General features: G+C 48.9%; 13 protein-coding genes and 1 CRISPR repeat array. Of the genes, 6 read left to right on the top strand and 7 right to left on the bottom strand.

Going from position 1 to position 14,082, the window contains the following annotated elements; all coding sequences use genetic code 11:
- Nucleotides 1–55 precede the first annotated feature (55 nt).
- Entirely contained in the window at nucleotides 56–871 is an 816-nt protein-coding gene (locus tag J2S36_RS06230; RefSeq protein WP_309956606.1) for an exodeoxyribonuclease III, read from the top strand.
- A gap of 44 nt (nucleotides 872–915) precedes the next feature.
- Here J2S36_RS06230 and J2S36_RS06225 read toward each other — a convergent pair whose 3' ends face one another.
- Nucleotides 916–1,779: a serine hydrolase domain-containing protein gene (locus J2S36_RS06225; protein WP_309956603.1), complete on the bottom strand. Its 864-nt coding sequence runs from the start codon at nucleotides 1,777–1,779 to the stop codon at nucleotides 916–918.
- Between the two features lie 129 nt (nucleotides 1,780–1,908).
- On the opposite strand from J2S36_RS06225, the gene J2S36_RS06220 reads away from it, so the two are divergent.
- Nucleotides 1,909–2,274, top strand: coding sequence for a hypothetical protein (locus J2S36_RS06220; RefSeq protein WP_309956601.1), 366 nt, complete (start codon nucleotides 1,909–1,911; stop codon nucleotides 2,272–2,274).
- Between the two features lie 39 nt (nucleotides 2,275–2,313).
- Here the strand turns inward: J2S36_RS06220 and J2S36_RS06215 are convergent, their stop codons facing one another.
- The 5 genes from J2S36_RS06215 to J2S36_RS06195 form a co-directional block, all read right to left on the bottom strand.
- Nucleotides 2,314–2,460, bottom strand: a complete 147-nt coding sequence (locus tag J2S36_RS06215; RefSeq protein WP_309956599.1) for a hypothetical protein — start codon at nucleotides 2,458–2,460, stop codon at nucleotides 2,314–2,316.
- 72 nt (nucleotides 2,461–2,532) lie between these two features.
- Nucleotides 2,533–3,276, bottom strand: a complete 744-nt coding sequence (gene cas5e, locus J2S36_RS06210; RefSeq protein WP_309956597.1) for a type I-E CRISPR-associated protein Cas5/CasD — start codon at nucleotides 3,274–3,276, stop codon at nucleotides 2,533–2,535.
- Nucleotides 3,273–4,328: a type I-E CRISPR-associated protein Cas7/Cse4/CasC gene (cas7e, locus tag J2S36_RS06205; protein ID WP_309956595.1), complete on the bottom strand. Its 1,056-nt coding sequence runs from the start codon at nucleotides 4,326–4,328 to the stop codon at nucleotides 3,273–3,275. The genes cas5e and cas7e overlap by 4 nt, the downstream gene beginning before the upstream one ends.
- Before the next feature lie 39 nt (nucleotides 4,329–4,367).
- Nucleotides 4,368–5,027, bottom strand: coding sequence for a type I-E CRISPR-associated protein Cse2/CasB (gene casB / locus J2S36_RS06200; RefSeq protein ID WP_309956591.1), 660 nt, complete (start codon nucleotides 5,025–5,027; stop codon nucleotides 4,368–4,370).
- 19 nt (nucleotides 5,028–5,046) lie between these two features.
- Complete coding sequence (locus tag J2S36_RS06195; RefSeq protein ID WP_309956589.1) at nucleotides 5,047–6,663, bottom strand: type I-E CRISPR-associated protein Cse1/CasA; 1,617 nt, start codon at nucleotides 6,661–6,663, stop codon at nucleotides 5,047–5,049.
- Between the two features lie 257 nt (nucleotides 6,664–6,920).
- Between J2S36_RS06195 and J2S36_RS06190 the strand changes: the two genes are divergently transcribed.
- The 4 genes from J2S36_RS06190 to cas2e are packed head-to-tail and all read left to right on the top strand — an operon-like array spanning nucleotide 6,921 to nucleotide 11,601.
- On the top strand, nucleotides 6,921–7,586 hold the full coding sequence (locus J2S36_RS06190) for a type I-E CRISPR-associated protein Cas6/Cse3/CasE (protein ID WP_309956587.1): 666 nt from the start codon (nucleotides 6,921–6,923) through the stop codon (nucleotides 7,584–7,586).
- Nucleotides 7,587–7,643: 57 nt separating this feature from the next.
- A complete protein-coding gene (cas3, locus tag J2S36_RS06185; RefSeq protein ID WP_309956585.1) occupies nucleotides 7,644–10,289 on the top strand; it encodes a CRISPR-associated helicase Cas3' in 2,646 nt (881 codons plus the stop codon).
- On the top strand, nucleotides 10,286–11,275 hold the full coding sequence (gene cas1e / locus J2S36_RS06180) for a type I-E CRISPR-associated endonuclease Cas1e (protein WP_309956583.1): 990 nt from the start codon (nucleotides 10,286–10,288) through the stop codon (nucleotides 11,273–11,275). Before cas3 ends, cas1e begins: the two co-directional genes overlap by 4 nt.
- Nucleotides 11,275–11,601: a type I-E CRISPR-associated endoribonuclease Cas2e gene (gene cas2e / locus J2S36_RS06175; protein ID WP_309956581.1), complete on the top strand. Its 327-nt coding sequence runs from the start codon at nucleotides 11,275–11,277 to the stop codon at nucleotides 11,599–11,601. Before cas1e ends, cas2e begins: the two co-directional genes overlap by 1 nt.
- Nucleotides 11,602–11,607: 6 nt before the next feature.
- A CRISPR array of direct repeats spans nucleotides 11,608–12,613; the repeat unit is 29 nt; unit sequence CTCTTCCCCGCACACGCGGGGGTATTTCC.
- Between the two features lie 230 nt (nucleotides 12,614–12,843).
- Here cas2e and J2S36_RS06170 read toward each other — a convergent pair.
- Entirely contained in the window at nucleotides 12,844–14,034 is a 1,191-nt protein-coding gene (locus J2S36_RS06170) for a hypothetical protein (RefSeq protein ID WP_309956579.1), read from the bottom strand.
- Nucleotides 14,035–14,082 lie beyond the last annotated feature (48 nt).

The following is a 14,082-nucleotide window of genomic DNA, read 5'->3' as shown; positions in this document are numbered from 1 at the left end:
AATTGCGGATCTGCTCAAGAACGAAAATAATTTCAAATGCACTAGAATAACCGCTATGAAACTAGCTACCTGGAACATCAACTCTGCCCGCGCTCGCGTAGAGCGTATTCTTGACGTATTGGAACGTCACGATTTAGATGTATTAGCATTGCAGGAAATCAAATGTAAGACGGAACAGTTTCCAGGCAGCGAATTTACCGATCGCGGCTATCAGGTGGCAGCTCACGGTGTAAACCAGTGGAATGGGGTTGCACTGATTTCTCGTCTTGAAATGACGGATGTGCGCCTTGAATTTCCGCACCAACCGGGGTTTACTAAAGGAATACCCGCGCCAGATAGTGCGCTGAAGTATTTGCCCGGGATCCCAGAAGCACGCGCAATCGGTGCAAAAATCACCGGCGTTGATATTTGGAGCCTCTACGTGCCTAATGGGCGCGCCGTAAACGATCCGCACTATTTTTACAAACTTGATTTTCTCGCTCATTTGCAGAATTTTGCTGATGCACAATTAGCAGCAGACCCGCAGGCAAAATTTGCTTTCGTCGGAGATTGGAATGTGATTCCAACCGATCAAGATGTTTGGGATCCTGCCGCAATGCCTGACGGGCTATATCTCAGCGATTCTGAGCGGGCAGCATTCGATGCTTTTCACAAATCAGGAATGCGTGAAGTCTCCCGCGATTTTGCTGCCGGATACACTTTTTGGGATTATCAAAAGTTGCGTTTTCCAAAGAATGAGGGGATGCGCATTGACTATGTTTATGCTTCTCCCGCTTTAGCTGATTGTGCACAAAATGCATTTATCGATCGGGATGAACGGAAAGGGCAGGGCGCTTCCGATCACGTGCCCGTCATTGTTGATTTCAAATAAATTTTTCAACACTTTTGCGTGATGTAAGTTTTCACACTGCCAGTTCACAGCGCACGCATCTGCGCGGTAAGCTCCGGCCAGAGCGCGAGATGCGTTTGGCCAAATCGTTGCGCCCCTAAAAATACACCAGCTTTCCCGATTTGCGGATCGACCCACAAGAATGAGCCCGATTGCCCAAAATGCCCAAATGTATCCGGGGAAAATTCTGGCGCCAGCCAATGCGGAGTTTTCTTGGAGCGGATTTCAAACCCGAGCCCCCAAGTGTTATTTTTCTGCCTTCCGTATCCGGGCAGGATCCCGGGGATTCCGTCAAAAGCCGGAATCGTAGCAGTGCTCATCAGTTCTCTGGAAATCAATGTGGGCGCAAGCAGTTCGCCCGCAAAGCGCAGCAGCGAATCGAGCGTTGAACGACCAGAATCGGCGATCGAACCAGAAATTTCGGTAGTATCCATCCCTAAAGGTTGCAATACCCTGCGTTTGATATAGTGTGCAGCTGTTTCTCCCGTGCGTTCTTCGACCCACTGCGCAAGCACATCAAAACCGTAATTCGAGTAGATCCGCCGTTTACCTGGCTGCGCGATTGCAGCTCCCGGAGTGGACGGTAGTCCAGATGCGTGGGCAAGCAAATGCAAAAGTGTAGATTTTTCCGGCCCAGCTGCTTCGTCAAGCTGAAAATCACCGTTTTCAATTCCAGTTAAGACGGCATAAGCAGCAATTGGTTTCGTCACTGAAGCCAGGGCAAAAGTCTCATCTGGATCACCAACGAGTAGCTGCAACTCGGGTAGCGCAGACTCTGCCCGATCTTCAGACGACGCTGCAGCAGCAAGCGGCTTTCTCGCATTTGATTTCAGTACGGCGTATGTGACGGCAAATGGAAAATTATCGGCAACAAGCGGGGTAGTTCTCATATTTTCTAGCTTAGCGGGGATTTTCTATTTTGCGGCAGATCCAAATCATTTAACTCTGGTTCTTGCGCGTACCGCTCAAAAATTAATCCAAAATTCGCTTTTCCAAGATCTTAGGATACACTATGTGACATGAGCAACACTGCGGATTGGTGGTATAAAGCTACGGATGGCAAAGCAGCCGAAAAAATCTTTCGCGCCGCTCCAGATCCGCTGCTTGATGTAAAGTCACGCTTCCCATTTCTCAATCTTTATCAAGCTGGTTCGATTTTTCCACACAAGCGCACAGATCTTGCCACGCAAAGAAAAACACAACACGAACTGGCGTCCACTAATCCCAGTTTTGCTGCAGCATGGAAAGCTCACCCTTCACAGTATTTACGCCGTGCACGCAATTTCAACAGTGCCGATGCATATACGGGGAATATTTTTCACGAGCGTGCTGCTTCCGCCCAAGAAAATCTCCCCGAAACCCCAGAATGGAACGGCGAAGAATAGGGAAAAGTCTTTCACTACCTCATCACCAGCGCTACACAATCACTGCGGCAATTTCGCATCGAAAAGCAGAGAGAGATAATTTGTATTGATAAAAAGAACACTCTTCCCTATTTTTACCTGCTCTACGATCCCAAGCGCTACAAGCTGCTGTGCATATTTTCCTGCAGTTGGTCGACTTACACCCATGATGCCATAAACTTCAGTTCACCCAGATCAAGTTCAGCCACATCCACAATCGCGCCTTCCCCGCGCAGCCGCTCACGGCGCTGGCAAAAAATCTCCCCGCCTGCGAATATTTAAATTTGCTTTGACGAATGCCCACTGCTCTGCTCGCGAATCCACTACTGGAACAGATTCTTGAATGCGCCTCCCCTCACGAGGATGATACGGACCATACACACGCTGAACAACTGGGCGGCGAGTAGATAGCGTTCGCTGCAAATCTTTCCCAGGAGCAGATAACGTCGGAATCTGGCGAATCATATCTGCAGCACCACAACCAAGATAGAACGGGAATTCTGGAGCGAATGCCTTACGCCCGAGATAGGTAGTAAAGCCCGGAGATCCAAGTGCGTCCTCCAATTCATCGGCATGCTCTTCACAAGTAATCCGCACGATAAACTCGCCGTCTGCGAGATAGGTTCGATTCACTACCGACGTGCCGCCTTGGGCGTCCGGAGTGAAGACCAGAGCCTTTTTCCCACGAGCTTTCCCACGCTCAGCTATTAATAGACGACGGCGAAATTCGTCAGCTTCCGGACGATAGTTGATTGTGTGAAAATCATCGGTGAAATACGGTGCCCGATCTTCACGAACCACAAATTCAACATCATCCAGCCAGTTCGGAAATTCCCCTCGCTTTGCGCCTAAAGCTGCGGCTAACAGCCCAATCAGCCCTGAACGCGTCGGAAACCTCTCAGTGCGCACAATATTTCCCGTAACAGCGGGCCCAGCCCAAGATTGCAATGGTGCAGCGAGCCTAATATACAGCGACTCATTCACTGGAGCATCCAATCCACCACGGCATCAATCAGCTCATCAAGGTTCGCGCGGCGCACACCAGCAAAAGCATCGTCCGAAATCTCACCCACACCTGCAACTATTTCAAGCGGGCCAAAATTACCCGGATCAAAAGCGCGCGCTTGGTTGAACTGCTTTGACAGCTCTTTCACCGTCGGTTCATCGTATCCGCCTGCTCCTCCCACACGCACTGGCTTTTCAAAGCTATAGGCAGCACGGTAACGCTGCTCTTCCGCCAATACAAGAACCGGCAAAGTATAAGGAGCCGTGGAGTTTTCTTTACCGCGCGGCAGACCATACACAGCGGCACGCACAAATTCGCGTAAGTTGTTACGGCCAGATTCGAGGCGATAACCAGTCCAACTACGTTTCAACTGTGCTTTATCAATCGATACCGTGCGATAAAAAGTACCATTTACGTAGCGAGAAACACCGAGATACGTAGCACCAGATTCGTGCTTCCGCTCGCGAATATCGTCTACCGTGGAAAAATAGTCTGTTTCAATCGTTACGGCGTGAGTGGTAACACCAGGTGAGACGGCAATAGCAGCTTCTGTATTTTTTGCTGGAGCATTGGCGAACATCCGCCCGAAAGCTGCAATTGCGAGCGAACCTGTACGCCCGTCGGCAATAAATTGCGCCTTACTATCACCCGCAAGCAGGCTTGTTGCCAAAGTAGTAATTTCTTCCGTACTCATCCATGACGAACGATCCGGCCCGCCTGCACTGCTTTCACCCTTGGTGAGCTCACCGATACGAGCCGCTGCGGCTTTTTTGAACGCGTCTATATCAGCATCCGGTTTGAGTTCTCGTAGAACATCGAGCACCTCATCAACGAGTTTCCCCGAGCGCACGGACGTATCCAAGCTGGCTTCCTCATATTTTGTGCGAATACCGCGCTTGACACTTTGCGATGAATGCAGCGCACGGAGCGCACCGCCCTGCATTAAGCGCTTCGGTGTGCCAGCATCATCCCTGTTCAAATTGGAATAAGGGATATTAGTGACGATGTGCAGAGTAAGGTTCTTTGCCATAATGGTGCTTCTTTCATCTAATTTTTATTGTTGTTAGGTTTAGTTTTGAGAGATCTTGGCAGGAAAATCCGAGACGAATGCATTATCGATGTTGCCGTAATAATCTTGCAGCACACGCATGCGGAGGCTTCGTGATTCATCACTGATTCCGTTACCCCACCTGCCAAGCAGCCGATACACGGCAATATAATCACAAGCAGGTACAGATTTCAGCGACTGCGCAATCTGCATGAGCCTCCATACTGAACGGAATGCTTCTTCAAAATCTTGCGTATGCAAAAATGCGAGACGCTGCGCTACAACGTCCGGCTTATCTGGGTTGAACAGCGATATTTCGCCGTCACGCCGCATCGCCAATGCTGCGCTCACCTCACTGCACCAACGGCCGAAAGATTTGCCCTTCTCCTCTTTCGGCACTGGAGGAACATCGACAAATTCGGCAGTCAGAGCTGCCATCCGCACGAGTGTTGTACGCTGTTTCTTTGTCGCATGAGGCCCAAGAATAGGCATCACGTATGGGTAAGCATAATGCTCTGTGGTTTCATCAATTCCGCGCCGCAAATTTGCGCGTTGTTTGCGGAAGTTTCCGCTGCGCCCCCTACCGTCTTCGGCGGTAGATTCCTGCTCGCCACCGCGCCGTTCTAGAATCTCATACAAGAATCTAATATCGTTTACCGTTTCATCATTTTCGACGTTCATCGCTCAGTTTCCTCGCTTCTCATTCGTTACCGTAGCCCCGTTGCTTTTTAATACTGCTTCGCATAATTCTCACGATTTCACTCCGCACGGAGTAAATCTGCTCAGGATATTGGGCAAGATATGGAGAAGTGACCGCGTCATACGCTTCAATGCCAGCTTTATAAACGCCAATATACAATTCATCACTACGATCCACACCTTCCCTTAAACCTGCAATATAGCTTTCATACACAGGAGTGAGACGTCGCCAGAAAGCATTGCCTGCATCTACAGCCACTGTTTCGAGCGCATCCAGCACCCGAATCCGTTCGCCAGCTTTTATGCGTTCCTCATCTTTTTTATTTTTCCGGCGGAAACAACTTGTAATCGTTTTATAAATTGACCAAACGAACGCTGCTTCTTCAGAAATATGCACTTGATCCTCGTAGTCAAGGTCGAATCCCCAGAGCTGCGGATCAGGTATAAATACCTCAGACGCTCGAATTGTGGGCGACGAAGCAGTGCCTTCGATTTGGTGCCGGTAAAACACTGGCGTGCGCGTCTCGCCGCCGTAAGGGTAAACGTTTCCGCTGCCCGCCTGAATCAGGGCTGCAATCTTGCCCTCTTTCGCCCACTCAACAGCTAAATCGGCACCATCACGCCCAAAATCAATGCGCTGAACTTTTAGTTCACCCTCTTTGTTTGGGATATGAAGGTACATTGGATCGTGTTGGTTGCGCGCGTCCCAAAATTCCTTGAGCTGCGTTTCGCCTTCTTTATTGGTGACGGCAAACGGGAGCCACTCTGGGGGCACGCCACCAACACGCACACCCGTGAGAACCATTTCACCATCCTTTGATTCCCAAAAACCGACAGCAGTATTGGAACTCCACGTAGAAACCCATAACGGATGAATCCCACCGCTCTTCAGGCGCGATGTACGGAGTTGCCGGTCTGCCCATGCCGGCAGACCTGCGCCTTCCACCCATGATTGCGGAAGCGCAGCAAGCAAGGATCCCAAAAGGGAATGATCTTCATAACGCCAGATAAACTCCGTTGCGGCATTACCTTTCCCGAGGAAACGAATACCTGGAGCACCCATGCGTGTTTTATCGCCATCATAGTTGTTATTACCAGCCATCGAGTAATAGTGGTAGGTGACGAGCTTCAAAACCGCTTCGCCAAGCGGCAGCTCACCCGGAAAAGCCACAATTAAATTCCAGTAGTCTTCTCCTTGTGCAGACGGCATTGACGGCGACAGCTTCTTGACTTCCAAATTAGCACGCCCAATCCGCCGAGAGGCGTCTTTTGCTGATGTTGGCGCAAGCGCCGGGCGCTGCATAAACGGCATCTTTGAATCGAATACATCTGCTGCCGTGCCCAAATCAGCAATCGCCGCATCAACCGCAGCACTTGAAAGCCCTTCCGTGAGTAGTTTTTCTGGACGGTAAAGCGTCACTCGTCCATTGGCTATTTCATGACGAACAGCGAGTGCTGTAACCGACAACAAGAAACGAAACTGAGTAGTAATCTCGTATGCTGGCAAACTCTGGTCAAGATCGAGATTAGCGTTGTGCGCTCTCAGAAGAACTTCACGCGGTGTAAGAACCCCAATATTAGTTTTTACCCAAGCGATATCAGTTAATGCGTGAGCCACTGCAAAAACCCCACTTTCTTAACGACTTTCAACATATTATGAAGTGAATCATAAATAAATCAAGAAGTCAATTAAAACTAAAATGTCTGCTATTTTCAAAGATATGTTACGCTAAGACAAAGTGGGGGTGCCGCCGTCCGACGCCACCCCATTCCCCCGCAGCGGCGGGGACTTATAAAAACAAAAATAGAAATACCCCCGACCGGCGAGGAACAGCTACATCCTAGCATTCGCCTCGGATTACTCAAGGAGACGCCATGCCATCTGTTTACCTTATCAAGTATCCGATCCATGTGGCACTAGCTCAACGTGCAAAGAACAAGCCAGCTAACGGATGGGATATGGTCAATCCAAATTTCAGACACCGTGCCGTGATGGCGCTATTTGACCAGATAGATAGCAGCACTCCGCGAAGCGAAGCGGGAATCTTATTCCGCACAGAATATCTCGCTGGTCAAGCACCATTTTTCCTCATTCAGTCCCTGATTGCTCCAGTGAATCTGCCAGACGGAGCCGAAATGAAACAGATTGAATTGCCTACATACCCGCAAGGAACCCAAATCCACTTCCAAGCCAGCATCAACGCAATTCGGCGAGATTCAAAGCATGGATCAAACAGGTATAAGGCGATTCCTGTCCCGTTCGACGGGTCAGATGAAGCAAATACTTATTCAAGCATGACACCCTGGCTACAGCAAAAACTTGCACCGGCACTAAGCGAAGTAACGATTACAAACCATCGACGCGAATTACTCGGTGCGGATAGAACTGGACGCACCGCTAATGCTTTCACCGTTCAAGTAGATACCGTCGCAGGCGTCGCCGTCGTTGCAAATGAAGATGCGCTTAACGCACTCATGCTTAACGGAGTTGGACGCGCCAAATCGTATGGGTGCGGGCTGATTACCGTCCAAGCAATATAAGCAATCTCTACTAAATTTGCTCCAAAAATCCTGAAACAAACGGAATTGGCAAAACCTATGGATACACGGACTGAGCTTTGGGCCAAGCATAATGGCTTTCACGATGCTTATCCCCTGCTTGCACACCTCCTTGATACGGCGACAGTCGCTGGCGCGCTGTACAACCTTTGGCTTCGCCAAGGTTTACGCGATCTTTTCACTGAATTTCTCGGGCCGCAGGCGCGCGATATTGTGCAATGCGTGGTCGGATTACATGATGTTGGTAAAGCTATACCGATGTTTCAACTACGCCCACACGATGAAGATTCATGCTGGAAAAGTATTCGAGAAGCAATTAATGCGACCGGAAAATACCACCCCACCCGTAAGGACTCCTCGCTTACGAAATATCAGAACGAAATCGCGAGACGGCACGAGCGTTGGTCTGCATTAGAGATCCAAGGCTCGTTCCCGGTACCCGGAAGTTATTCGCAAGAATATTGGCTCAGCCTTGTATTGAACGGGCATCATGGACGCTTCACATATTTTCCAGGGGACAATAAACGAGCAGCAGGAATCATTCGCAATTTAGACACCGCAGGCTGGGCCGCGGCTCAGCACGATCTCACCGAATGCGTTCTTTCAGCTTGTAAGCTGACGCGTGAAGATTTACCCACAACCTTAGATCCCACCATTACGATTCTGCTCTCTGGAATAACGATTTTGGCAGATCGAATTGCCTCAGGTGAGCCGTTCGTCGAAGGCGGACTGGCATTGCTTAAAACATCTCCGAATATTCTTCACAATCCGATAGCGTGGATTGCAAAGCGCACCAAAGAAGCAGAAATACGCATTCGCTCCACGGTAGGCGTTTATTCACCATGGAGCAGCCACGAATCTGCGCGATACGCTATACTTGGCTCCCACAAACCACGGCCAATCCAACAAGCAGCACTTAAAGCAGCTGACGGCTTATGGTCGCTTATGGCTACCACCGGAAGTGGAAAAACCGAAGCAGCTCTGCTTCGCCATTCAACACGGAATGAACGTCTCATTTTCTTGCTGCCCACGCAAGCAACCTCGAATGCAATCATGAAGCGCGTACAAAAAGCATACGAAGATACAACTAATGTTGCTTCTCTTGCCCACAGTCTCGCTTCAATCGAAGATTTCTACCAGCAGCCGCTTTCGATATACGACGACGAAGCAAGCGGAGAAACAGCCGTCGATACACCAAGCGGCCTTTACCCGTCGTCATTCGTACGCGCTGGGGCTGCCCGTTTGTTCGCACCAGTGTGTGTCGGCACAGTAGACCAAGCATTAGCAGCAGCACTCCCCGGTAAATGGCTTCATTTCAGGCTGCTCGCGCTAGCCAATGCTCATATTGTGATAGACGAAGTACACACCTTGGACTCATATCAAACAAAGCTTCTCGAAGAATTGCTCCCTTGGCTTGCGCATACACGCACCCGCGTCACATTCCTCACAGCAACCATGCCAAGTGCGCAGAGAGAACTATTAATGAATGCTTATGCTCAGCGAGAGTTAACACTTACCGCTCCAGCATTTCCCGCGATTGACGCAATTGAAGAAAATACCCTGACTTCATCTGTGCTTGCGACCCCGCCTGTTGTTACGAATCTTGAACTAATTGATGCACCTTATGATGAGCTAATATCTTCACATGTTGAATGGTGGCAACGGACTAGAAACCACTACCCTAAAGCCCGAATTGGCATTATTTGCAACACAGTCAGACGCACACAAGACCTTGCACAAAAAATTGCTCGCACGGGTGAGGAAGTAGTCGTCTTACATTCGCGTATGACGGCAGAGCATCGACGAATTGCTTCCGAAAAATTACTGTCGCTTATTGGTCCGCACGGAACTGGTGCAGCGGTAACAGTCATCGGCACTCAGACGATAGAAGCATCGCTCGACATTGACCTCGACTTCCTAAATAGTGAAATCTGCCCTGCACCGTCACTTATCCAACGTGCTGGAAGACTATGGCGACGAACAGATGCTAAACGATATACGCGCTGCGGAGATCTTGAAAACAAACAATTAACCGTCACATGGATTACTGCTCGAAATCCGTGGCAACACCGGCCATACCTCTCAGCCGAGCTAAGGAGAACGCACGAGTGGCTGTGCCGTCACTCCGCGTTAGTCATTCCACACAATGCACAAGATTTTATCGACTCGTCATATGTGAGCTTTGAAGATGCCAACTCTGATGAAGATTTTGCAGCACTAGGCGAACGGACACTAGATATTATGAAAGGTGAACTCAATCGTGCGCCGATTACAAAAGCGCTCTTCCCAGAATCAAAAGTAGGCGACTTTAGTGCATTAACGACGGATGACGCCGCAAACGAGGCACGCACACGTCTCATAGATGACGATTACCAGTATCGCCTCATTCTCGGTAGCCATAATCGTGCAACAGTTCCTGGTGCATGGAGCGGTAATGCCGAGCAGTTAATTGCGCTTCACTCCCATGACCGAGCTTCTATTCGCGTTGCCATGAAAGCATCTATGCCTGTATCGCTTTCTGCAAAAGCGCGAGAAATCTTAGAAGCTGCGGGCATGGAGAGTTTAAAAGCAGCTCATTCTCTACTCGCAGGATATTTTTTCTTACCCAATGCCGAACGCTTTTACGATTCGACAGCAGGATTTACATTACCTAGAACTACTAGCACAGATGGTGCACATACATGAGTTATTCACAAGACGCTCTCACATTCAGCACGATCCCGCCAAGCTACCAGATTCGTATCGAAGATCGTGTATCTTTTCTATATTTAGATTATTGCCTCGTACGCCAAGACCGCACTGGAGTTATCGCTATTCGCAACTCTCATAATGACGATAACGATAATGGCGCTGACCCACATGACGATACTCCGATGCAGGGGGTTGATAGTGCGCAGATTCAGCGTCTCCAGTTACCAGTTGCTGGATTAGGTGTGCTGTGTCTCGGACCAGGAACAAGCATTTCCAATGCGGCAATTACATCATGCACACGCTCGGGATGTACTGTTGTTTTCAGCGGAGGCGGAGGCATTAATGCATATTCTCACGCCACACCTCTGACGTCATCAGCTCGTTGGGCGATTGCCCAGGCACGAATGTTTGCATCGGATGAGTATCTGAAAGAAGCAGCCGTCAAACTTTACAGTAAGCAATTTGGCGCCCAGAAAATGCCGACGGCACGGATTGCGGTCATGCGAGGCGTTGAGGGCAGGATGATGCGTAACCTCTATCGCGAGGAAGCGAAAAAAGCGAAGATTCGCGGATTTAAGCGAGATACAAAAGCTACAGACCCTGTTAATACTGGACTTAATGTTGCCAACTCAATAATGTATGGACTTGCTGCGACAGCATGTGCCGCAATCGGCGTGAACCCTGCACTTGGAATTATCCATCGCGGCGACATTCGAGCCTTACTATTCGACCTTGCAGATTTATATAAAGCATGCATCGTGATCCCACTCGTTTTTCGACATGCACACGACCAAAATCCGATCGAATCAATCAGGAAAGAGCTCCGCCAAGAAATCTTCAAAAGAAAGCTGATGGAAGATCTGTTAGAGACTCTAATGATGGTCCTCAAACCACATCTTCCCGATCGTCATGACGATCGTTTGATCGATGATGAGGGTGAAGTCGCTGGACATATACGATACGACAAGGATGAAGAATAGTGTTTTCCGTGATTTCCGTGACGGCTGCTCCTGAACATGTGCACGGGTATGTTACACGTTTCCTAATCGAGGCAGACACTGGTTTGTATGTTGGAAATATATCTCCAACAGTATGCAAAAGACTATGGGAGCGCGTAAGTTCCACCATTGAAGATGGTCATGCCATTATGATTTATAGTGATTCATCGCGAGAGCAGGGATTTGCAGTGAGAACTGCTGGAAATAATTCAAACCAGATTTTCGATTACGAAGGACTCTTCGTGATCTCTGCACGTCCTGGACGTGCACAGCAAAAATTGCTAAGCACCCAGCAAAACCGCAGGTGAGTTAGTCTCTTCCCCGCACACGCGGGGGTATTTCTATCTCTAATTTCTTCTACGCAATCATTCCGATCTCTTCCCCGCACACGCGGGGGTATTTCGAAAAGCAGTCAAGCCCAAAAACGTGACCTGCGCTCTTCCCCGCACACGCGGGGGTATTTCCACATACACACACCACGCATTACACACCATGCACTCTTCCCCGCACACGCGGGGGTATTTCCGGTCAATGATATTATTATCCACGATAAACACTCTCTTCCCCGCACACGCGGGGGTATTTCCGTGAGAATGAAGATTGCGTGCGGTATCTGCTACTCTTCCCCGCACACGCGGGGGTATTTCCTGTCGTTTTATCACTGATTCTCACGGCGATTACTCTTCCCCGCACACGCGGGGGTATTTCCAAGCTCGCAAAAGAGCTGAAAAAAGCTTTTCAGCTCTTCCCCGCACACGCGGGGGTATTTCCCCCTTTTTTCGTGGAAACATTCCCCGGCTGACCTCTTCCCCGCACACGCGGGGGTATTTCCGTATTGGTGACTGCTGAGCCTATATATACTTGCTCTTCCCCGCACACGCGGGGGTATTTCCGATGCTTTTCAAGAAGTAGCTGACACAGCAACCTCTTCCCCGCACACGCGGGGGTATTTCTTGGATTTAAGCGAAGAGCAGCGGCGTGAAATGCTCTTCCCCGCACACGCGGGGGTATTTCCGTGCACTAGGAGGATTCGCAGGAATCGCAGCACTCTTCCCCGCACACGCGGGGGTATTTCCACGCAGGGTATGCGCGCCAAACCCCCGCAGAACTCTTCCCCGCACACGCGGGGGTATTTCCAGTTGACCTTTGGGGATAACAAGCCGGCGCCGCTCTTCCCCGCACACGCGGGGGTATTTCCGTGGCTCACGCGCAATTCCACGTTGCAGGGAGCTCTTCCCCGCACACGCGGGGGTATTTCCGGATTTTGTGACGTCCCCGGTAAGCATAATCTCTCTTCCCCGCACACGCGGGGATAATCACGGTAGTTATAAATTGTTTGTGCCGTGTTTGCTTCTCTTGTGAGTGCAGGTATGTATATTACTGCGAATATCGGAATGCATGAATCAGCTATCAGAGTACGTTACAGCGAGAAAAGACAACTTACTCTGATTTCAAACAGCACACAAGCACTCTTATCTTTCATTTCTATATTTTTGAGTTGCTTTGGCGCAGCACGCATAGTATTTACTTCGTCACTCAGGAGTAAGCTCCTATTTTTTTGTTTGTTCACATTTCGTGATGTGTTTGTTTACTTGTTCTATTTGCCTGTTAATACCTGTGATGATTTTTTCGATACGGGCTTGGGACATGTTGGGATTTAGTCCAAGCAGTGCTTCTACTTCGTTTGCGAATCCGTTTAGCTTGTCTGGATGAAACCAAGAGAAATCAGATAAGAAATCTAATTGCCGTGACGGAGCAAGACCACTACGCCCAAACGGTTTTGCAATGTATTCATAGTCTTTGTGAGTATCTAAAGATTCCGTGTTACACCACAGACTGTTGCCTGTGTCAAAGATCGGAGCAAAACGTGTATATTCAAGCGTTTCCACATTCCTTATCACTCCAAAGTTTTGATAGTGCCTGTCGAAGTTACCCACTATGAAGTCACAGACAAACATTTTAGATAAGTATGTTTGCACGTCTTTTAATCCCAAACTTTCAAAGCACGAAACAAGAAATTGATAATCGTTTTGCGAGTTCGGTTTTTTCCGATTTTGAATAATGTGCAGTGCAGGTATCAGTTCTTCATCTTCTTTGAGCATATTAGGGCATACGCAGTAGGTGCGGTGTCCTTCGTGATAGAACGTGTAGGGAACATACTCATCTTCTGATAACAGTTGTTGGTGAAGACGTGTAGCGATAACTTCGTTATAGACTTCTTGATTAGCAAAACCGCTTCCACTTTTAACAAGCAGTCTTTGCCCGTCAACAAGCGTCCATTTTTTACTTAAATCTCCACCTACTGTTGAGTTAGGAGACATCAGGTTCGGGTCTTGAGTTGAGGAATCTTGTCCAAGTGTGAGGATGCCAAGATCATCGGTAAAGGCATTATCAAAGAAGTTGATAGTGCTCCACTCTTGAGGATGGCTAGGGTCGTTTATCCAGTATCTATCAGAGAGAGATAGACCGAAGCTTTTCTCTGCAAGGGCAAGCGTAGTATTAATATCCAGCGTCTCCATAAGCTGTTTAAGTTGAGCACGCGATGCAGGAATAGCACGATGCTGCCACCAACTATCCAGTGCTGCCCTTGTAATGTTTCCTTTCACGTCGATCACGGCTGGAGGTGCATAGCTACTTTCGTGCAGATTGAGAATCTTTACAACATGATGTGTCTCTATGTCATATAAAAAGTCAAGTATCACACGATTTTTATTCATCAACACATATTTCACATTACTCATACACAACAGCTCCCTTCTGTAACACTAGTAAGCCCCGCACACGCGGAA

This window comes from Arcanobacterium hippocoleae (assembly GCF_031456295.1).
In the GTDB taxonomy this organism is placed as follows: Bacteria; Actinomycetota; Actinomycetes; order Actinomycetales; family Actinomycetaceae; genus Arcanobacterium_A; species Arcanobacterium_A hippocoleae.
The sequence above is the reverse complement of the archived record's forward strand: the minus strand, read 5'-3'. Positions and strand labels throughout refer to the sequence as shown.